This window comes from Anaerovirgula multivorans, assembly GCF_900188145.1.
GTDB classification, from domain to species: Bacteria; Bacillota; Clostridia; order Peptostreptococcales; family Natronincolaceae; genus Anaerovirgula; species Anaerovirgula multivorans.
In genome coordinates, this window is record NZ_FZOJ01000003.1 from 125531 (window position 1) to 145588 (window position 20058).

The window sequence follows — 20058 nt, forward strand, 5'->3', positions numbered from 1 at the left end:
GAACTCCCCTTTTATAAATTGAATTTTGGCTTACTTCTTTTTATATACCCATGCTTAACCCAACATCTTATAGATAAGTTGTGGAATATTACTCAAGGAAGCTTGCTTTTCCACTGCTCCAATATTAAAAGCAACTTTTGGCATACCATAAACCACAGAAGATTTCTCATCCTGCCCTATGGTTCTTGCCTCTTTCCGTTTCATTGAAAGAAGTCCCTTGGCTCCATCATAACCCATGCCCGTGAGAATCACTCCAATGGCATTGCTACCAGCTTCTTTTGCTACCGATTCAAACAAGATATCGACTGAAGGACAATGTCCACTCACTTTATCACCCTCAAGACATTGGATTTTGTATTTATCACTAATTTTTTTGATTTTCATATGCTGATTCCCAGGGGCTATCAATACTCGCCCCTTCTCAACCCAATCACCTGTTTGAGCTTCTTTAACCTCTAATTGAGTTGAATTGTTCAGTCTTTCAGCAAACATCCTGGAAAAAACAGGAGGTATATGCTGCACAATAACAATTCCCGGAGTACTTTTAGGTAATGATTTTAGAACACTATAAATAGCCTCTGTACCTCCAGTTGAAGCTCCGATTGCAATGATTCTACTATTAGTATCTATATTGAAATTGTCATGGATTTTATAGAGAACGCTCTCTTTCTTCAAATGGGATGTTTTAGCTGTGGAAGCAATTTTTATTTTTGAAATCATCTCATTAATAAAGTTTTCAACACCCTTTACCGACTGTACATCAGGCTTGGCCACAAAATCAACGGCTCCGGCATTCATACCATCAAACACCGCCCCACTAACCGTACTTACCATAATAATAGGTAAAGGATATTGAGGCATGAGTCTTCGGACAAATTCTATACCATTCATCTTAGGCATTTCCACATCACAGGTCATAACATCAGGCCTATACTGAATTATTTTATCTCTTGCATCAAAAGGGTCATTGGCTGTAGCCACAACCTCTATATTTAAATCAGAGGAAATTCCTCTTGATAATACTTCTCTGAATACAATGCTGTCATCTACCACTAGTACCCTTATTTTTCTCCTAAACTGCATAGTATCACCTCTCTCTATTCCTTCCTATAGACTGCAGGCATAACATACCTATACCTTGTCTCTTGCCGGTTAAGAGATTCTGAATGACCGATAAATAGATAACCTCCATACTCCATTGAGTCATAAAATTTATTAACCAGTTCACGTTTTGTTTGGGCATCAAAGTAAATCATTACATTCCTGCAAAATATCACATGGAACTTGCGTTTAAAAGGAAAGACTGCATCCATGAGATTAAATTTCCTATAGATCACTTCATTCCTTATCCTATCAACAGGAACAGATTTCCCGTTGCCAATTTTTTTAAAATAATTGAGTCGCCAATTGCAAGGAAGAGTAGATATTTCCTCATTACTGTATACTCCTTTTGTAGCTTCTTCAAGCACTTTCGTTGAAATATCAGTAGCCAGTACCTTTGCATCCCACCACATTTTTTCTTTACCGAAGAATTCATCTATAATCATTGCTAGGGTATATGGTTCTTCCCCAGAGGAACATCCTGCACTCCATACTCTCAAATCCTTATCCTTCAACATGTTTTTAAGGTATGGTAGCACTTTATCTTTGAAATAGACAAAATGCTCAGCTTCTCTCATAAAAAAAGTATGATTCGTAGTAATCTTATTGATCAGAGTAGCTGTGGCATCTCCAGTTTTATCAGAAAGAATATGCTTATAATATTCAGAGAAGTTTTTAAAATTATTTTGTATAAGTACATTATGAAGTCTACCAGCTACTAAAGTACGCTTCTCCTCTTTTAAGTGAATACCATAATTAATTTTTATATAGTCTGCTAACTGCTTGAATTCTTTATTTGTAATCGTAAACACAGACCACACCTTCCTTCTTAAAAGAAGAAGGGAACCTTTCGATTCACTCTGCCTTCTATTTTTCTAGTACTTACCAAACGCTTTGTCACCTAATGCAATTTTGGGCTTCGAGGTGGCAGTCTCAGTTGGTTTAGTTTTTACAATACCTCACTTAAATCTTCTAATTCATCTTCCGAGAGTAACTTTTCACAATCAAGCAGCAGCTTTACATCATTTCCGACCTTACCGATTTTTTTTATGTATCTATTGTTAAAACCCTTATTCATTTTCGGTGGTTCCACGATGTCCTCCTCTGGAATTGTAAGCACTTCAGAAACACTATCAATAATAAGTCCTATAGATACATCCTTGATATCTATCACAATCACACAGGTTCTATCATTATACTCTCTTGGCTCTTTTTTGAAACGAAGTCTCACATCCATTACAGGGATGATCTTTCCCCTCAGATTGATGATACCCTTCACATACTCTGGCAGTTCAGGTATCTCTGTGATAGCTTGAAGTCCTATAATTTCAATAACATATTTGATTTCTATGCCGTAACTTTCCTTTCCTAGTGAAAAGGTCAGAAATCTACCTTTTTGGGTGTCTTCCTCCATTTCCATAGTATTTTTATTTACATCTGTCATATTTTCATCTCCTTTCCTTTGTACTACGATTTATATTAAAAGACCTTAGATAGACTTTGCATACCAATTCTGAGGTTCTTCATAGGGCAGAATTCATTCTTTGCCACTTGAAATCGACTCTACTTTGAGCATGAAAACCTGCTCCTACACCTGTTAATTATTGATTAAACCTGTGATATCTAGGATTAAGCTGATACTTCCATCCCCTAACAATGTGCACCCTGCAAGTCCCTTTATTTTTTTAAAGTTTTGAATATACTTTGGTAATGCCTTTACCACCACTTGCTGCTGCCCCAAAAGTTCGTCCGCAAAGATGCATAGCGTTTTATCATCATGTTCTACCATAATAATTATTCCGTTAAAAATACTTGTACTACTGTTCTTTATCTTATACACTTCATGCAGCCGCAGTATGGAATAACACTGGCCTCTTACCATAATCATTTCATTTCCGTCAGGATCCGTGATAATATCACCTTCTTTGGGTCTGAAGGACTCCTTGATAGAAATAGTGGGTAGGGTATAACAGGAGTTTCCAACTCTTATATTCATTCCATCTATTATTGCCAGTGTCAACGGTATTTTTAACGTGATTGTGGTTCCATTGTTTAAGATGCTGTCTACAGAAACCGAGCCACCAACAGCCTCAATATTTCTTGTAACTACATCCATTCCCACGCCCCGTCCAGAGAATTCAGATATACCATCTTTAGTTGAGAAACCTGGAATTAAGATAAGATTTAGAACTTCCTTATCAGACATATCATCTTCTGATCTATAGAGCAGACCCTGTTCTCTTGCCTTCATAAGAATCTTTTCTCTACTTAACCCCTTACCATCATCCTTCAAAATAATAAGGACGTCACTTCCAGCATTTTTTGCTTCTAGCGTAATCCTTCCTGAAGGAGATTTACCTCTCATTTCCCTATCTTCAGTAGATTCAATTCCATGATCAATAGCATTCCGTACTAGATGCATCAACGGATCAGAGATATGTTCAATTATATTCTTGTCAACCTCAGTCTCCTCACCAATAATCTCAAGCTGTACTTCCTTGTCTAGCTTCTTACACATATCTCGCACAATTCGGTGCATTTTATGAAAAGTAGTTGACAGTGGAACCATTCTGATAGACATTACCATGTCCTGTATATCACTGGTAATTTTATTTAGCTGTCGAGCAGCCTTCTGAAAGTTGTCCAATTCCAGCCCTTTCAAATCAGGGTTTTGTATAACCATAGCCTCTGCTATAACCATCTCCCCCACTAAGTCCATCAGTTTGTCCAACTTAGGCACGCTAACACTGATTATGCTCTGATGCATTGATGTAGAATTAATTTCTTTATCACTAGCTTCCTTTTTCCTTTTGTCCGGCTCATGCAGACTAGGTACCTTAATGGGATTTTTCTGGACCACAGCTTCCTTCACCGTAGAAAACTGCTTTAACTCATCAACATTTTCCAATTGAATCAATTCCAAATCTTTGAGAAATATAGCTTGCATGAAAAATTTATGCATTTCCTCGTAGGAGTAGTCTGTTTTAATGTATACCTTAAAACCTTCTCGTCTTATGATCTCAACACTATCATCATTGTCAATTATATCTTCCGGCATATAGAAAATCTGTTCAGTTATGTCTTTAAGGTTATGAATAATTGTATAAGCCCGTATGTTCTCCATCTCACACCCTTCTTCAAAATATATAACTGCTTTGAATGCATTGGCATAGATAGAAGTTTTCGCCTTATCTTGACTTATATAGTATCGTTGTCCCTTTGTATCAACTTTTTCTGGATCTTTTACAGGACCAGTAGAGATATTTGTCCGTTTTAAAATAGACAAATAACCTTTTATTCTCTCTATTAGCTGTGACACTTCTCCGTCAGCCTCATCACCGTTTTTGATCTTCTCCATTTCTATTTTTATGAAATCAACACCTTCTAACACTAAGTCAGAAAGAGTAGAACAATCAATATTATTTGGTTTTTCTTCACGTAAAAAATAAAATAAATCTTCAATATGGTGGGCAAGAGTCGATATATTATTGAAGATCATCATGGCAGATGAGCCTTTTATGGTATGCATAATGCGAAATATTTCATTGATGGCAGTGGGTGTATAACAGCTTGACTTTTCACTACTTAAAATAGATTGTTCCAGCTGTTCAATCAGCTGCGATGTTTCAAATATAAACATATCGAGCATCGGTTCATTTGTATTCCGCCCAGACACTTTAACCATCCCCCCCTTAGCCTCCCTAACTTTATATTGCTAATATTTTATTTAAAATTTCCACTATATGTTCTTCCTTGAAGGGTTTTACAATAAAGGTGTTTGCCCCCTGCATAATAGCTTCCCTCACCATGTTTTCTTGTCCCATTGCAGAAACCATTACAATTTTTGCTTGAGGGTCAAACTCTTTAATATTAATTAAAGCTTCTAAACCTGTCATAGTAGGCATTGTTATGTCCATAGTAACAATATCGGGTTTTAATTTTTTATATTTTTTTACACCTTCAATACCGTCTTCGGCCTCTCCGACAACTTCAAACCCATTTTTTTCTAGCATCATTTTAATAGACATTCTCATAAAGGCTGCATCATCAATGATAAGTACCTTTTTCATTTTGTTTCACGCTCCTAATAAAATTATTTTTGAATCTGACTTAAAGCATCTAAAACCATTTCTAAGGTTGAGAGAGTTCTCTCCCTCAAGGAAAATTTCTGATCATCCAGTCTCCAATTAAGACATATCTCCCGACAAAAACCAGATATCATATCTGCTACATTTTCACTATCTACATCAGGATGTATTTCCCCAGCCTTTTGTGCGTCTTCAACCAATTGCTTTATAAAAAGGGTACGATTCCTTAATATACTCTTTACTTTATCTGTAAGTTCAGGCTCACATCTTAAAACATCAAATACCTGCATAATTGATGTGATAGCTGGATAGTTCTCGTAGTATTCTGTATATGAGTTAATAAAATATATAATTGCTTCCTTGGGCATTAATTTTTTTAGTTTGGTTGATTGAAAGATGTCATTATCAAACTTAGAAAAATAATCCAATACAGCAACTAACAGCTGGTTTTTGCTTTTAAAATGTCGAAAAAGAGTAGCCTCTGAAACATCTTGTCTTCTAGCGATTTCCCTAGTAGATAACCTCTGTATGCCAAGTTCGTCTATAATTTCAATTGTTGTTATAATAAATCTTTCTTTTCTATGCAGTGCATTATTATCCATACATTTCCATCTCCCTAAGTGATCGCTTACTACTTCATTGTAAGTGATAGAATATTTCATGTCAATATTTGTATAAACATGTTTTATTAGGAAATATCAATACAAAATAAGCTTAAAAACAAAATCACCCAAAGCTCACTCATAAATAGTACGAGGAATTTTTAGGTGATTTTTTAATTTCAAAGAAAAAGAATATCATTTATAACGCTTTCCAGTAGGCTTGAGAGACTGTCAGACTATGTGAAAATTGCCACACAATCTGCTATCCATACCTTATCTAGCTAAATAGTCAATTGATCTTCTTTTGCCTTCCTGAAGAATCCATTGTGTAATTTTCTTTAATAATCAACTCTGATATTGGTACAATTTCATATCCCTGTTCCTGCAATTTTTCTAATACCAATGGTAGATATTCAGAAACATACTTTGCATTATTATGAAACAGTACAATTGAGCCCTTTTTAATATTTCTAGTGACCCTATCCACAACAGGATTGACTCCCATTTCCTTCCAATCCAAAGAATCAACATCCCACTGTATAGTGTAATAACCTATTTCATCTGCGGTCTCTATTAATAAATTGTTATAATCACCAAAAGGAGGTCTAAATACAGTTGGCCTCACTCCAGTAATCTCCTCTATCTTCTTCTCTGTTGTCCTTAGTTCTGTGATTATTTGTTCCCGACTCAGTTGTGACATATGAGGATGAGTAGAAGAATGGTTTCCTACTTCATGACCACGATCATGTATTTTCTTTACCATATCAGGATATTTATCAACCCAAAACCCAACCAAGAAGAAAGTAGTTTTCACATTATATTTATCTAAGGTATCTAGAATATCATCAGTAAATTCATCTCCCCAAGCAGCATCGAAACTGATGGCTATTTTTTTCTCTTCGGTTTCAACACTATAAATTGGCAGTCTTCTCTGGGGCGAAAATACTGCTGCAATTCCTGTGAGTCCTTTACTCAAACCACTGAAATAAAAAACAAGTCCCACAGCTACCAATATCACAACCAAGATGATGGCTATAACTCTTTTAGAAAAAACATAAATTCTCATATAAATCCCCCTATGGCAAAAGTATTCTATTAAAGTTTATTCTGTAAAAATAGAAATATGATGAATTATTGTAATCTATATTCGTTAACCTATTTATTGTTTTAGGTTGACTTTTATTTTGTAAATGATTATAATAATTTTGTATATATCATAGAAAAACTATCTCATTGGAGGGGACATTATTATGTTTAAAAAACTTAGTATTAGAGACCTTACATACTCTGGTCTGTTTGCAGCTCTCATTATCGTTTTAGGATATGTTTCTGTACCTTTACCTTTTTCACCAGTTCCAGTTACTGGTCAGAGCTTAGCTATCATGCTGGCAGGTAGCATTTTAACTACAAGACAAGCTTCCTTAAGTGTACTAACCTTTCTTTTTCTTGGCATTGTTGGAGTTCCAGTCTTTGCTGGGGGAACTGCCGGTATCGGCGTTATTCTTGGACCTAGAGGCGGTTATTTAATAGGTTTCTTAGCAGGAGCAATCGTTATTAGTTTATTAAAGGGTAAAGGTAATCGATTGAGCTTGTTAGCTATTGCTAATGTAGTGGGAGGAATTGTTGCTGTTTATACCTTAGGTGTTATATGGTTAAGTGTTGTTACAGGAATGGGATTAAATGAAGCTATTGTCGCTGGTGCTCTACCTTTTATACCTGGTGATATCGCTAAAGTTGTTATAGCTACTCCTTTAGCTCTAGTAATTAATGAGCGGGTTGGAAAAATGGTGACAGCCTAATGAAGGTCTTTATTGTTGATGGCCTAAGAACACCGGTAGGTAAGACAAAGGGTGCCCTGAAAAGCTTTTTACCAGAGGAATTAGGGGGAATGGTTTTAAAAGGTTTACTTAAAAAACAATCACTTCCCACTAAAACTATAGATATGCTTATCATGGCAAATGCAGTCGGACCAGGTGGAAATCTGGCCCGTCTTTCTTTATTGGAGGCAAATTTTCCAGTATCTATACCTGCTATTACCATAGACAATCAATGTGGTGGTGGGTTATCCTCCATCAATCTAGCTGCCTCACTCATTGAATCTCAACAATGTCATATGATTGTAGCGGGAGGTATGGAAAGTACTAGCTTAGCTCCTAAAAAGCAGTTTCATCCTATGGATCCTCGTTTTGAAGGAGAAGATAAATATTTTGAGAGAGCTCCTTTCTCACCTGAAAAAATAGGTGATCCTGGTATGATAGAAGGGGCTGAAGCCACAGCTAAGTTAATGAAGATTTCAAGAGAAGAAATGGATCGATGGACCTTAGAAAGCCATAGGAGAGCCTTCGAGGCCACTGTATCAGGTGTATTAAAGGAATATATTTTACCTGTAGAAACCTCCAAAGGCGTTATTAATAGGGATGAAGGTATAAGATCTAAAATGTCTATCAAACTTCTAGATAGGATGCCTTCCCTTTTAGAAAAAGGTAACATCACTGCAGGAAATGCATGTTTGACCCATGATGGTGCTGCAGTAGTGTTGCTGGCTTCAGAAACAGCCGTGAAAAACTACGGATTACAACCAAAGGCTCAATTCATAAAAGGCCTTCATAGGGGTGGCGATCCAAACTATCCTCCCCTTGCTCCAATTGAAACAATTAAAAGCCTGCTGACACAGCTTACATTATCTATAGAGGACATAGATGCTGTAGAAATCAACGAGGCCTTTGCAGTGAAAATATTGGCCTGCTGTCAAGAATTAAATATATCCTTAAATAAAGTGAATATATTAGGCGGAGCCCTTGCCTATGGTCATCCCTACGGAGCCTCCGGCGCCATGATTCTACTGCATTTAATGAAGGTCTTAGAGTTAACAAAGAAAAATAGAGGCTTAGCAGCTTTAGGCATCGGTGGTGGCCAAGGAGTTGCAGCAATAATAGAAATGTGTAGGTGATCCTATTGTTGATATACGAAAATCTATTTAAGTGGAAAGAAACCCAGCCTGATAAATTGGCTTTAGCATATGCTGATACTATGGTTTCCTATAGAGAATTGTATGAGAAAAGTTCTGCTATCGCCCGTTCCTTTGCAGCTACTTTGAAAAAGGGAGACAAAATTGTACTCATCAAGAAAAATCCTCTGCAGCAAATGCTATGGTTTTTGGGTGCCGCTATGGCTGGGGTTATCCCTGTATTAATAGATATTGAGACACCAGAGGGTGTAAGGGAACAAATATCTCAGTTAATCAAACCAACGCTTTTTATTGATGAAGCATTCTTTTTTTCCGCTCCCCTTACCTCTGCTCTGCCACAAGTGAAAAAGGAAGATGTTTTTTTAGGTGCCTTAACCTCAGGGACAACAGGGATTCCTAAGGTAATATGGCGGGATCATGAAAGCTGGTCAGCTGCATTTTCTCATCAAAGTGAAGTTTTTCATATTGGACCTAACGACAATCTCTATTTAGCAGGATCTCTAGTTTATACTGCAAATTTAAACAGCTGCCTTCACATGCTTTATGAGGGAGGTACTATTTATTTTGCTAAAAGAAAAACCCCTAAAACCTGGGTCAATGAAATAGAAGCCTTTGGTATTACTTCTATTTTCATGGTTCCAAGTCACTATCAATTGTTGTTAAAAGTGCTGAAAAAGCCAAGTCATACTATCAAATCTATTGTAAGTGCAGGAGCTAAAATCCAAGTACCCACAGTAAAAGATCTAATGGTCTATTTTCCTAATGCTCACATTACTGAATACTATGGTACCAGTGAACTTGGTCATATTACCTTCATTACGGCTAAAGAGCTTTTGTCCAAACCTGATTCGGTAGGCAGAACTTTTCCAATGGTTAATTTCCATTTAAAAGAGGATGAGATATGGGTAGATAGCCCCTATACTGCACCAGCATATAGAAACCATCCTACTGTAGGAGACATTGGGAAAATCGATGTAGAAGGTTACCTGTACCTATTTGGCAGAAAAAATGACATGATCAATAAAGGCGGTACTAAAATCATTCCAAGTCATATCGAAAAAGTGTTAATCGATTGTGAAGGAATTGAAGAAGTAGCAATTATAGGGAAAAAGCATGCTTCTAAAGGAGAAATCCTAGTAGCTTATATTGTGAAGAAAGATACTAAGCTCACTTCTCATCAACTAAAGGAATATTGTAGAAATCATCTTTTGAAACATGAAAGACCTCAAAAAATCTATTTTATAGAGAAACTCCCAAGAAACACCAGTGGGAAGATTGATAGAGAGCAGTTAAAATTTTTTATCTAGCAAACAACCTTTGACTGATTCTACTACCAGTATATGTTTTCTACCATTACCGCCTTTGCCCCTAACTTTACATTTTTTAACACCCATTTTTTATATTCCTGAAATCCTGTTCTATCTACAATATATCCTATATGTTCTTTTCCTCCAGATGCATTTTTATCTATATATTCTTCAATATAACCATAGGTGTTCTGTATGATTTTAATGATGCTTTCTTCATCAACCCAAATAATAAATTCCCTTGCAATCCTTGGGTTTTTCTTTCCTGTCCTACCCATTATGACAAGCTTATAATATTTTTCATGACTTCTAGTCCATGCAGAAGTAGGACACTTTCCTACACATTCACCGCATCCAATACACCTTTCATGATCTCTTACAGCTTTATAATTCTCAAAGCTAAGGGCTCCTGTAGCTCTTTTTTTACAGTTGTCAACACAGGCTTGACATCCTATACATCTATAGGCTTCGTACTGGGGTTTTGTCATTCCTATTATTCCAAAATCATGCATTCTTGATTTAATACAGTCATTTGGACATCCTGTGAGGGCTATTTTTACATGATAATCATTCGGAAAGATTACCTCCTCTATTTTTTTAGCAAAACTAGTGGTATTATAATTAGCAAAAGGGCAAACATTATTTCCTATACAGGCTGCTACGTTTCTTGTTCCTGCTGCAGGATATCCAGTATTTGGACTAATTTGATTGATATCGAGTCCTTCAATGACAGGTTGTAGTGCCTTATTTACTTCTGGTATATGTTTCATAGAAATACCAGGGATCTCAAATCCCTGTCTAGTAGTAATGTGTAATGTTCCATTTCCATACTTTTCAGCTATTTCTTGTAGCATGATTAAATATTTTGCATCTATATGTCCTCCAGGAACCCTAATTCTTGCAGCAGTTTTTCCTCTTTCCTTCGTCACTCTAAAGGCGTTTTTTTTTAACTTCTTCGTATTAATATCCATTTTCTCCACCTCCTAGTCCAGTAATTCTTTTGCTTTAATATAGTTGAAAACAGGTCCCTCTAAACAAATGTAAGTATCATTAATTTTACAGTGTCCACACTTACCAATCCCACAACACATTTTTCTTTCATAAGAAACCCAAATATTTTCTTCTTTTATGCCTTTGTTTATAAATTCTTGAACAGTAAATTTCATCATAATAGGAGGCCCTACCACAATAACATTTGCTTCACGAATGTTTTCAATCTCCAATTTTTTTACATATTCAGTGATCAATCCTACATTCCCATCATAGCCTTCTTCTTCCTTGTCTACGGTTACAGTGGTTTCTATTTTGGGGTTCCATTGTTTAAAGCTTTCTTTAAACAATATATCACTGGAGGATTTAAAACCACAAATCAATGAAAATTTCTTGATGCTATCGATATGATTTGAAAAATAATCAATGATTCCTTTTACTGGAGCAAGTCCAGTACCTCCTGCCGCTACGATCAACTCTTTATCTTTGTAAATATTTACATCAAACCCATTTCCATAAGGTCCTCTCATAAAAAGATATTGTCCAGGATAGAACGTATGGATGACATCTGTAACCTTACCCACTTTTCTGATTGTAAGATCTACATAGTCTGTTCCGATTTCGTTAACTGAAATAGGAGCTTCCCCATATTTGGGAATAGATACTTCAAAGAATTGTCCCGGCTTGACATCTCCCGTAAATTCCATTCTAAAAGTATAATCAATATCTGTATGAGGTTTTATATTTATTATCTTGGATCTAAAAGGCAGATACATGTTATTTTCCACTTATATTTCCCCCTTCACTACTTTATTTAACTTATTTACACAATTAGAAAATGAAATATATTCAGGACATGCATCATCACAACGTCCACAGCCTACACACATATGGTATCCAAACCTCTTATTGAAATCATAGATTTTATGCATCACTTTGAATCTCATTCTATCTCCCTTATCTTTTCTAAACTCATGTCCTCCTGCCATTGTTGTAAATCCATCTACCTGACAGGATGCCCATACTCGCCTTCTTTCTCCGGTATTAACATTGTCTTTATAGAAAATGTCTTGCATGGTGAAACAACCACATGTTCCACATACTGTATTGCATCTGCCACAGGCAATACAGCGAGAAGCATATTCCTCCCATATAGGCGATTTAAATATGGATATATCTAAATCCTTTGGAACATTAGCTGTTACTTCATTTTTTTCTATAAAACTTGGAGATACTTCCTCTGATTTTCCATTATGAAGATAGGATAAAAATTCCTCCTCCTTCACCTCAATGAATAGGATATCTCCCTTTCTTTTTATAAATAAAGAATAATCCTTGGTTTCATTCGTATTCATACTTACACAAAAACAGTTTTCAAAGCTTTTTTCACACTGCATAAGGACAAATTTTACTTTTTCCCTCAATCTTCTATAATAATAATCCTCTCCACCATTTTTTAAGTATATTTCATCAAGCCTCTTAACAGCATGTATATCACAGCTTCTTAGAAATATTAATATCTTTTTATCATTAAACTTAGGTTCTATCACCTCATCTTCTGTAAAATAAAAGAGTGTCTGAGTGATCGGAAGTATTACTTCCTTGGGAGAATAATGTGACTTTTGATCAAATTCAATGTCCTCTATATCATGTATTTCATCGTATCTTACCATATTGGTATCTGAATAAGTTCCTTTGTTTTTGAAAAGCTTTGGAGCATATACTGTATATTCTTTTTTTAGTTCTTCAAATATGTTTTTGAATTCAGTTAAATTTAGAGAAAATCCCATCATTTGTTACCTCCTTTGTTTTTTCTTTTTTGTTAGCTATATGCCAGTAAGTCCATCCTATAGAATTTCCTATGACTACATTGTTAATTTTATGACTATATGCAATAAGAAAACCCCCTTATGTTATGTTGTTTATAAAATAACACGAAAAAAGAAAAAGGACCGTGATGATCATCACACTCCTCTAAAATATACAGATAATTGTTCTCTATCCTTTACCACGATTTTTTTATTTTTATATTCGATAAGACCTTGTCGGTTTAAGCTTTTAAGACATTTGGAAACAGTTTCTCTAGTACTACCTAACATATCTGCTAAATAAGTGATACTTATATCTAAATTTATTAATATCCCCTCTTCTATTTCTACTCCATAATCTTTGCTTAGTTTCCAAAGTTTTGCTGCCAATTTTTTATCAATCTTTATAGGAATCGTATTTTTAAGCTGTCTATAAAGTCTTCTGATTTTTTTGTCCATAGAATGAACCACTCTTTGAGTCAATTTGAAGTCCATAGACATCGCCTTAAGAAAAATTTCTTTATCAATCCCTAAAATCCAACTATCCTCGAAAGCTTCACAGTTTGCAGATGCCGACATACTATCCAATATCACTTCGTTCATGATCTGTCCCTTATCCAATATATATATGACTCTTTTTTGTCCTATTTCAGACAGTCTAAATATGGTTAATTTTCCCTCAATTATTATGTATATGCTATTCACTATATCTCGTTCAGAGAATAATATTTCTCCCTTTTTAAGCTTAGTTTTAAAAGAAGATGATGATAAAAGTTCAATACATTCTTTATTTAAATCTTTAAACAACTCTAACTTTTGAATGAAATCCTTGATTGACTCCTCCACTAAAACCACTCCTGTTCCACCTCTGGATCATATGTACTGATTGTTTTAACGTAATTATAACATTATTGTTTTTTGTTTTCACCAAATTTTTAACAATAGACAACAAAGACTTTTTTATTATTTATAGTTTTATCTCTATTTTTTAAACGTATATTTTATGGGGGGCGATTTTTATGCTAATGGTTCTTTCAGGAGTTTTCACTGGTTTAGGTTTATTTTTGCTGGGAATGCGATTTTTGACTGAGGGTCTTCATCAGATTACCTCTAGTAGACTAAAGGATGTAATGAAAAATATACATCTTCATCCCTTGATAGGGATTTTGATTGGCATCATTACTACTACCCTTTTACAGTCCAGCAGTGGAACAACCATTATCGTAGTTGGTTTGGTTGAAGCAAATCTATTAAACCTTTATCAGGCTACCTCTATTATTATGGGAGCCAATATTGGCACTACTATTACGGCACAGCTTATTGCTTTTCAGCCTAACAAGTATATTTTTGTGCCTTTCTTAATAGGGCTTATTTTATCCTTTAATAAAAAAAACAGGAAGCTTCGTTTTCTAGGGGAATCTCTTTTAGGCTTCAGCTTAATCTTCATCGGGATTGATTTGTTAAGTAAAGGTGTTTCTCCTCTACAAAATCTTATACGATTTCAAGAAGTTTTGGCAGAGTTTGGAAAAACCCCTATTTTAGGCGTAGTTATGGGATTTTGTACTACTGCTATTATCCAGAGCAGCAGCACAGGGGTAGCCATTCTTCAATCCTTAGCTTCAAATCGTTTAATTACTCTTCCTGCAGCAATAGCTATTCTTCTAGGACAAAACGTTGGCACCTGTGTTACTACACTACTATCAAGCATTCATCTCACCGCCATAGGAAAAAGAGCGGCTTTTATTCATCTGCTCTTTAATCTCCTTGGTGTCATCATTATTTTTCCTTTTGTTAATATTTTAGCTAGTATTTCTTCTTCATTGTCCCCTTACAACGCTGCTAGACAAATTGCTCATGCCCATAGTCTATTTAATGTCATAACTACCATCCTTTTTATTCCTTTTATATCTTTCTTTGTAAAGACATCCGAATTTATTATAAAGGATTGAAAAGACTGTTAGATCAATCTTTTCATCCATCATGATAGATACCAAACAGTATTCTGGTACAATACACTGTAGTTCGAACATCCTGCTTAACAAATATCAACCGTCATAATATTTTGATTCTATTTTTTCTAGTTTGTGTAATAATAAAGTTTTTCCTCATTATCAATAGTCATCTTAACCCCTTGTTTAAACTTATAATATTTCGTTTTACTATAATCTACAACTTGCATTAAATGATCAGATGCAATAAACATATATAAACTCATAAAAAGAAAACCCCTTTATAAAAAAAAGTTAATCTTCAGTTTCATTCTCTTCATTAATGCATTTTATATCGTCCAAAAAAAGAAAAGACGCAACAAAAATCGTTATCCGTCATTGTAGGGACGACCTGTGGTCGTTCGAATGTATATGGAATTAGGCGACCACAGGTCGCCCCTACTCATGTCTCATTTTTCATCTACTATGCCAATTACTTAAAGGTGCTTGAAGGTGCAATTTACACCTTTTTAGGTTTAGTTAATCTGTTTATCATTCTTTTTCTACTTTTCCTAGATATATAAATAAATAGAAAGTACCATAGATAAATAAGCTTAATAGAAAGAAGTATAGAGTAAAGGTAATCGCTAGTTTATCTATACTAAACAGCAGAAATTTTATTAGTTCTAAAGGATTAAAAATCACATCCCAAGAGTTAAATCGAATAAACCTTCCTAAATAGATGGCATATCCACTAAGTAGATGAACAGCGGTTACAAACATCCATCCTACCCTTTTTCCTTTCTTCTTTTCAATGTACATAGTCTCTGACTCCGTTATCAGTCAAAAGCCTCAAATATAGCCTTTTAGTGTATAAAAAACACAATAGCCAGTTATTCACTTGTACTCGTATTTGAAAAATACCTATCATAACACTTTATTACCCACTTTATACTCAAGCCATAATTCTATGCATAGCCTAATCCAAATCTATTTTAATAAAATTTCGCTTGTCAAATTCATAGTGCTAAGCTGGTGAGCTTTTATCTTTGCATTAGATAATGTGTAAATCTGATCTCCTATATATAATACCCTGCTTACATTTTTTTCACTGTCATACCAGTATGATCCCGCCTTTTGATAATCTTCCTCTGCCAAATGGGTTATCCCTCCTTTTAGGTTAAATCCATCTGTCATATCCAGATGATAAATATAAGCTCCCTGAAAGGCGAACTGTCCCCACTCGTTAGGTGTTCCGGATTTATTTTCTACGATCGTTACAGGAAAAGCCAGTAAATTTTTCTCCTTTGAAAAAAGCAAAGCCTTATGGTCCGTTAAAAGTGGGGATTCTGTTCCTCTATCTCCGATTTCAACTTTAAATTTTTCTATGGGCTGATTCACATTTTGAACATCAAATACAGCCACTTTCATTCCCGCCTGTAGAGTATTCCCCTTTGTCTCCACTACTTCTTTTCCAAATCCTATAATATGATTTTCATCATAAGGATGGAGATAATCGCTATAGCCTGGTATTTTTAAATAGCCCAGTATTTTAGGCGCCTGAGGATCCTCCAGATCAATTACGTAAAAGGGATCGGTCTCTCTAAAAGTAACCATGTATCCCCTATTACCCATAAAACGCATGGCATAAATTCTTTCAGTAGGTGCTATGTCTTCTAATCTTCCTGTTATCTTCATTTGCTGGTCTAAAATATAAACATTATTTTTAGAAGTAAATTCATCTGTACGCCATATGTTTCCTGTAGTTGTAGCAATTCTGAAATAACCCTGGTTTTCATCCATGGAAAACTGGTTTAATATTCTTCCAGGTACTTTTCCTTTGTTTTGATACTGAACCTCTCCTTTATTTAATTCAAACTTGTAGATCTCGGTATCATTGGTATAAGCCGGCACCCGCTCTCTCGGTGCCAGTAAAGATGTTGTCTGATCAGTATACTCATATTTATTAACAGCAATATATAGATTCTCTAGAGAAGCATAAATATTTTCACCTCGACCAAGATAAGTATAAATAGTGGCTTTATTTTTGAAATTTCCTAAATTCAGACCCATGATAGTAATATAATTAGGTTCTATCGCATCAGGAAAATATCGGATATCTTTGAAATCTACTTTTTCTATTTCATCCCCCAATAAGGAATCCTTATAATGAGGTGTTAGTTCTGCAGAATCTTTACTTTCCATAATACGGTAGCCAATATTATTATTTGTTACCACATAAATATTATCATTGATCAATCGTGAAGACACATAAGACCCTTCTAGTGCAATTTCACGTTCTTTTTTAACATTCTTTTTATCTTTTATATCATATAGTTTCATATGCACTGTATTTGTTGGATAATAAGATGCAATCATTGCTCTCTCAGAAGCTGGTTCAGCTGAGTCATAAATAATTGGTTGGGGAATTTTGATAGAATCATAGGAATATCCGATTACTGCCAGGTAAGAATCTCCTAAATACATTTCCGTTGGTTGAAAGGTTTTATCATCTATTGCAATTTTATTAATAACTTCTAGTTTAGCTGGAGTCTGAGTATCAATGATGATGATTTCCCTATCATTTATTTGATAAATATATTTACCGTCGGTTTTTACTATATCTGCTTCATCCACTCCTTGCACTTGAACATTTGTTGAAGAATAGTCTCCACCAGAAGCACTATCCTGAAGAGCTGTGGATTCTTTAAATGATCCTGAATCTCTACTGATGTCCACTGATAATCCAAACATCAAGTCATCAGCGAAATATAGCTCTTGCTGTTCATCATATTCTTCTAGTAGCAATTTAAAGTTCTCTAACGAGCCTATTGTTGGCAAATCATTCACATTATCTACTGTTTGTAAACTATTTACGTGATCCACGGTTATGTCACTATGTGTGAATCCATAAGCAACTAAAAACATAGAAAAGAAACCAAAAACTATCGGTAAAATATAACCCCTTCTTTTCATTCTATTCCCTCCTTAATTATTGCACTCTGTGAAAGTGACTAACACCAAATCAAAGATTTGGGTCACCTACTTTTCTTTCCTAATACTTTTAGACGAATTTTCAATAAAAAAGTTCCATTTTATCCATAACTAAAGACGGAGTAATCTATTTATTTAATTATCACTGTATATCCACATTCTTCTCCTCCAGAAATTATTGTTTCAGTTAACTCTACTTCTAATGATTTTTCCAGTACCTCTTCATATAACCACTTTATATGACCTTTACAACAATGACAGTATAAAATCGGTATCTCTTCTTTTGCTCCCTTTACCATATTGCATACACATTTTCCAAGTCCAAATAGACCATAAATTTTGTTATTAAATAGTTCTAATCTTTTTCCTGCAATTCCTATTTTCTGTAATTCAATGAGAAATTCATCTAATTTAGGATGTTTTTCATATAAACGCTTTGCCTGTTCTAAAGCTTTTTGAGGTTTGCATGCACAGTCCTCACGAATCTTAATACAAATATCTTTATCAATTGAATTTTCCATTCGTTCCATTACAGTTTTCGCAAATTTCGCCTTGATCTCTGGACTAGTACTTCCGTTTATTTCCTTATATCTCGCTAATACTTCTTTTCTTATCTCTTTTCCAACATAATTATCTAAGCTCTTCTTTAATCTTTTAATAAACTCCATACCCGAACCTCCTAGTCAAAAATTGAAAGCTGATTATTTCCATACCCTTGCTTATAATTTTTAATAATATCATCCATTTTGTAAAGAATTCCTAACCTGTCACATTCGCCTTGAAATAAATACCACCATGACAACAACCCTTGTAAATATTCATATTGTAGTTATTCCCAAACCAAGGGTTGTCAGCAAAATAACCTGAAATGATAGTTTTCGCCTGAATAAATCTCATTTTATAGCCCCTTGTCCGCAAGAAAATTTGTAAACTTCTTTTCCGACAGCACTTCATTGGTTACAAATTTTCCATCATAAAAAAGGCTGTATGTTGTAAAAGGCGCAGGTGCATTCTGTGCTCGCTCTTTTGATTCATACTTTATCAAAGCAAAGTCAACACCTCTTGCCTTGGCAATTTCTGCAACTAAAGGAGCATATTTTTCAGTATGCGGACATTGATTCGAGTAGTATAAAACCATCCCCTTATCATCAATTATTCCCTTTGTACAACATTCCTTGAATTTTGGTTTTTCTACATTCTTTTCAATTGGAAGGTATAGTAGTTCATAATAAGGCTCGACAATATCACAAATTTCAAAGCCTTTATATTTCAAATGCTTGGGGTCTGACAAGAAGGGCATTTTCTTTTTTGATGAAAGAATAACAAGACCCTTTTTATCCTGCAGCTTTGCGTCATTAATGCATTCTCCTAACAACTTGTTTGCATAGCCCTGCCCTTTATATTGCCCTGAAACCCAAAAACAGTTTATAAACATATATCCCGGAGCATTTACAGGACACCAAGCATTTTCAGCTGGTATATACTCGATAAAAACCTTCCCCCGTACATTCAGTTTCTTGAAAACTAATCCATCATCAAAGTGCTCTGTCATCCACTGTTTTTTTGACGAAACACAAGATTCTCCTTTTTTATCACTAATAGCACAGCAAATATTCTCTGTGTTAATGTTATGCTTATTTATCGTTATAATATCCATTATCATTCACCTCAGCTTCTACCTTATACTGCAATATTACTGCTTCGAATTCGGAGCCCTGCCACTGTTTTTTCTTCTAAATGCACTATTTCATAATTCATTGTTTATACCTCTTTTCATTTTATGATGAAATCAGTATATCACTCGTAACTTGACAACAGCATGTCATATTATAAATATTTTTTTTATCCTTCTTGAAACTTACTTTTTATAGTCTCCCTACTATGTTTTGGCTCTAAAGTCTCTGCAGAATTGCCATAGATAAACTTACGAATTAACGTGATTATCGTTCTGGATTTTCCTAAAAAATCCTCCAGCTTGTATTCACGATATCTCTGTTTCTTATATACTTTAATCAGACTATCCTCTACACGTACTCGTCCACTTTGAATTTCTAAATTTAATATAGATTTAATTAATCTTTCTCTTTTTAAGCACAGTAGTAAAATAAATAAACTATAAAGCTATATTTGTAGACACTTTTAGCACCTCCGTAATAAAAATCTTCAAGAAACTGGGCCAAGTTTCTTCTGCCTCTCCAATTATTATATGGTCACAATACTTTCTTGCTTCATTGGGTAGTAATGATACATGTGGTCCCCCTTTTAAGGTCAC

Annotated in this window: 20 protein-coding genes; 4 read left to right on the forward strand and 16 right to left on the reverse strand. The window is 34.8% G+C overall.

All coding sequences use genetic code 11. The features are described from left to right. Positions 1 to 54: 54 nt before the first annotated feature. The 7 genes from CHB72_RS04285 to pdaB form a co-directional block, all read right to left on the reverse strand. A complete protein-coding gene (locus tag CHB72_RS04285) occupies positions 55 to 1083 on the reverse strand; it encodes a protein-glutamate methylesterase/protein-glutamine glutaminase (RefSeq protein ID WP_089281630.1) in 1029 nt (342 codons plus the stop codon). Between the two features lie 14 nt (positions 1084 to 1097). Next, entirely contained in the window at positions 1098 to 1913 is an 816-nt protein-coding gene (locus tag CHB72_RS04290; RefSeq protein WP_089281631.1) for a CheR family methyltransferase, read from the reverse strand. 137 nt (positions 1914 to 2050) lie between these two features. Continuing rightward, on the reverse strand, positions 2051 to 2545 hold the full coding sequence (locus CHB72_RS04295) for a chemotaxis protein CheW (protein ID WP_089281632.1): 495 nt from the start codon (positions 2543 to 2545) through the stop codon (positions 2051 to 2053). A gap of 153 nt (positions 2546 to 2698) precedes the next feature. Continuing rightward, positions 2699 to 4786, reverse strand: coding sequence for a chemotaxis protein CheA (locus CHB72_RS04300; RefSeq protein WP_330396973.1), 2088 nt, complete (start codon positions 4784 to 4786; stop codon positions 2699 to 2701). 22 nt (positions 4787 to 4808) lie between these two features. Then, positions 4809 to 5171, reverse strand: coding sequence for a response regulator (locus tag CHB72_RS04305; protein WP_089281633.1), 363 nt, complete (start codon positions 5169 to 5171; stop codon positions 4809 to 4811). 23 nt (positions 5172 to 5194) lie between these two features. Next, the gene (locus CHB72_RS04310; RefSeq protein WP_176431191.1) at positions 5195 to 5791 is read right to left on the reverse strand and encodes a TetR/AcrR family transcriptional regulator; all 597 of its coding nucleotides are present in this window, start codon (positions 5789 to 5791) and stop codon (positions 5195 to 5197) included. A 289-nt stretch (positions 5792 to 6080) separates the two neighbouring features. Then, positions 6081 to 6857 (reverse strand): polysaccharide deacetylase family sporulation protein PdaB, encoded by a 777-nt coding sequence (pdaB, locus tag CHB72_RS04315; protein ID WP_089281635.1) that lies wholly within the window; start codon positions 6855 to 6857, stop codon positions 6081 to 6083. 184 nt (positions 6858 to 7041) lie between these two features. Here pdaB and CHB72_RS04320 point away from each other — a divergent pair, with 184 nt between their 5' ends. From CHB72_RS04320 to CHB72_RS04330, 3 genes are read left to right on the forward strand one after another with little or no spacing between them, the layout of a single operon-like run. Beyond that, positions 7042 to 7590 carry a biotin transporter BioY gene (locus tag CHB72_RS04320; protein ID WP_089281636.1) on the forward strand — a complete coding sequence of 183 codons (549 nt, stop codon included), beginning with the start codon at positions 7042 to 7044 and terminating at the stop codon, positions 7588 to 7590. Beyond that, the gene (locus CHB72_RS04325) at positions 7590 to 8741 is read left to right on the forward strand and encodes a thiolase family protein (RefSeq protein WP_089281637.1); all 1152 of its coding nucleotides are present in this window, start codon (positions 7590 to 7592) and stop codon (positions 8739 to 8741) included. The genes CHB72_RS04320 and CHB72_RS04325 overlap by 1 nt, the downstream gene beginning before the upstream one ends. A gap of 8 nt (positions 8742 to 8749) precedes the next feature. Continuing rightward, a complete protein-coding gene (locus CHB72_RS04330) occupies positions 8750 to 10066 on the forward strand; it encodes a class I adenylate-forming enzyme family protein (RefSeq protein WP_242975028.1) in 1317 nt (438 codons plus the stop codon). A 23-nt stretch (positions 10067 to 10089) separates the two neighbouring features. Here the strand turns inward: CHB72_RS04330 and asrC are convergent, their stop codons facing one another. The 4 genes from asrC to CHB72_RS04350 all read right to left on the reverse strand — a co-directional run bounded on the left by asrC (position 10090) and on the right by CHB72_RS04350 (position 13719). Further along, positions 10090 to 11037, reverse strand: a complete 948-nt coding sequence (asrC, locus tag CHB72_RS04335) for a sulfite reductase subunit C (protein ID WP_089281639.1) — start codon at positions 11035 to 11037, stop codon at positions 10090 to 10092. 12 nt (positions 11038 to 11049) lie between these two features. Continuing rightward, a complete protein-coding gene (gene asrB / locus CHB72_RS04340; RefSeq protein WP_089281790.1) occupies positions 11050 to 11832 on the reverse strand; it encodes an anaerobic sulfite reductase subunit AsrB in 783 nt (260 codons plus the stop codon). 12 nt (positions 11833 to 11844) lie between these two features. Next, positions 11845 to 12846 (reverse strand): anaerobic sulfite reductase subunit AsrA, encoded by a 1002-nt coding sequence (gene asrA, locus CHB72_RS04345; protein WP_089281791.1) that lies wholly within the window; start codon positions 12844 to 12846, stop codon positions 11845 to 11847. Positions 12847 to 13020: 174 nt separating this feature from the next. Further along, on the reverse strand, positions 13021 to 13719 hold the full coding sequence (locus CHB72_RS04350) for a Crp/Fnr family transcriptional regulator (protein WP_330396976.1): 699 nt from the start codon (positions 13717 to 13719) through the stop codon (positions 13021 to 13023). 164 nt (positions 13720 to 13883) lie between these two features. On the opposite strand from CHB72_RS04350, the gene CHB72_RS04355 reads away from it, so the two are divergent. Beyond that, positions 13884 to 14813: a Na/Pi cotransporter family protein gene (locus CHB72_RS04355; protein WP_089281640.1), complete on the forward strand. Its 930-nt coding sequence runs from the start codon at positions 13884 to 13886 to the stop codon at positions 14811 to 14813. Between the two features lie 531 nt (positions 14814 to 15344). Here CHB72_RS04355 and CHB72_RS04360 read toward each other — a convergent pair. The 5 genes from CHB72_RS04360 to CHB72_RS04375 all read right to left on the reverse strand — a co-directional run bounded on the left by CHB72_RS04360 (position 15345) and on the right by CHB72_RS04375 (position 19443). Continuing rightward, complete coding sequence (locus CHB72_RS04360; RefSeq protein ID WP_089281641.1) at positions 15345 to 15614, reverse strand: DUF1361 domain-containing protein; 270 nt, start codon at positions 15612 to 15614, stop codon at positions 15345 to 15347. Positions 15615 to 15782: 168 nt separating this feature from the next. Further along, positions 15783 to 17768: a beta-propeller domain-containing protein gene (locus tag CHB72_RS04365; protein WP_089281642.1), complete on the reverse strand. Its 1986-nt coding sequence runs from the start codon at positions 17766 to 17768 to the stop codon at positions 15783 to 15785. 149 nt (positions 17769 to 17917) lie between these two features. Further along, entirely contained in the window at positions 17918 to 18454 is a 537-nt protein-coding gene (locus CHB72_RS04370) for a DUF6144 family protein (protein ID WP_089281643.1), read from the reverse strand. 91 nt (positions 18455 to 18545) lie between these two features. Further along, positions 18546 to 18683, reverse strand: a complete 138-nt coding sequence (locus CHB72_RS25835) for a hypothetical protein (protein WP_330396977.1) — start codon at positions 18681 to 18683, stop codon at positions 18546 to 18548. A gap of 1 nt (position 18684) precedes the next feature. Then, positions 18685 to 19443: an N-acetyltransferase gene (locus tag CHB72_RS04375; RefSeq protein WP_089281644.1), complete on the reverse strand. Its 759-nt coding sequence runs from the start codon at positions 19441 to 19443 to the stop codon at positions 18685 to 18687. Positions 19444 to 20058 lie beyond the last annotated feature (615 nt).

Coding starts and splice junctions, on each gene's coding strand:
- CHB72_RS04285 (WP_089281630.1), bottom strand. CDS start 1,083: ATGCAGTTTAGGAGAAAAATAAGGGTACTAGTGGTAGATGACAGCATT.
- CHB72_RS04295 (WP_089281632.1), bottom strand. CDS start 2,545: ATGACAGATGTAAATAAAAATACTATGGAAATGGAGGAAGACACCCAA.
- CHB72_RS04300 (WP_330396973.1), bottom strand. CDS start 4,786: ATGGTTAAAGTGTCTGGGCGGAATACAAATGAACCGATGCTCGATATG.
- CHB72_RS04305 (WP_089281633.1), bottom strand. CDS start 5,171: ATGAAAAAGGTACTTATCATTGATGATGCAGCCTTTATGAGAATGTCT.
- CHB72_RS04310 (WP_176431191.1), bottom strand. CDS start 5,791: ATGGATAATAATGCACTGCATAGAAAAGAAAGATTTATTATAACAACA.
- pdaB (WP_089281635.1), bottom strand. CDS start 6,857: ATGAGAATTTATGTTTTTTCTAAAAGAGTTATAGCCATCATCTTGGTT.
- CHB72_RS04320 (WP_089281636.1), top strand. CDS start 7,042: ATGTTTAAAAAACTTAGTATTAGAGACCTTACATACTCTGGTCTGTTT.
- CHB72_RS04325 (WP_089281637.1), top strand. CDS start 7,590: ATGAAGGTCTTTATTGTTGATGGCCTAAGAACACCGGTAGGTAAGACA.
- asrC (WP_089281639.1), bottom strand. CDS start 11,037: ATGGATATTAATACGAAGAAGTTAAAAAAAAACGCCTTTAGAGTGACG.
- asrB (WP_089281790.1), bottom strand. CDS start 11,832: ATGTATCTGCCTTTTAGATCCAAGATAATAAATATAAAACCTCATACA.
- asrA (WP_089281791.1), bottom strand. CDS start 12,846: ATGGGATTTTCTCTAAATTTAACTGAATTCAAAAACATATTTGAAGAA.
- CHB72_RS04355 (WP_089281640.1), top strand. CDS start 13,884: ATGCTAATGGTTCTTTCAGGAGTTTTCACTGGTTTAGGTTTATTTTTG.
- CHB72_RS04360 (WP_089281641.1), bottom strand. CDS start 15,614: ATGTACATTGAAAAGAAGAAAGGAAAAAGGGTAGGATGGATGTTTGTA.
- CHB72_RS04365 (WP_089281642.1), bottom strand. CDS start 17,768: ATGAAAAGAAGGGGTTATATTTTACCGATAGTTTTTGGTTTCTTTTCT.
- CHB72_RS04370 (WP_089281643.1), bottom strand. CDS start 18,454: ATGGAGTTTATTAAAAGATTAAAGAAGAGCTTAGATAATTATGTTGGA.
- CHB72_RS25835 (WP_330396977.1), bottom strand. CDS start 18,683: ATGAGATTTATTCAGGCGAAAACTATCATTTCAGGTTATTTTGCTGAC.
- CHB72_RS04375 (WP_089281644.1), bottom strand. CDS start 19,443: ATGGATATTATAACGATAAATAAGCATAACATTAACACAGAGAATATT.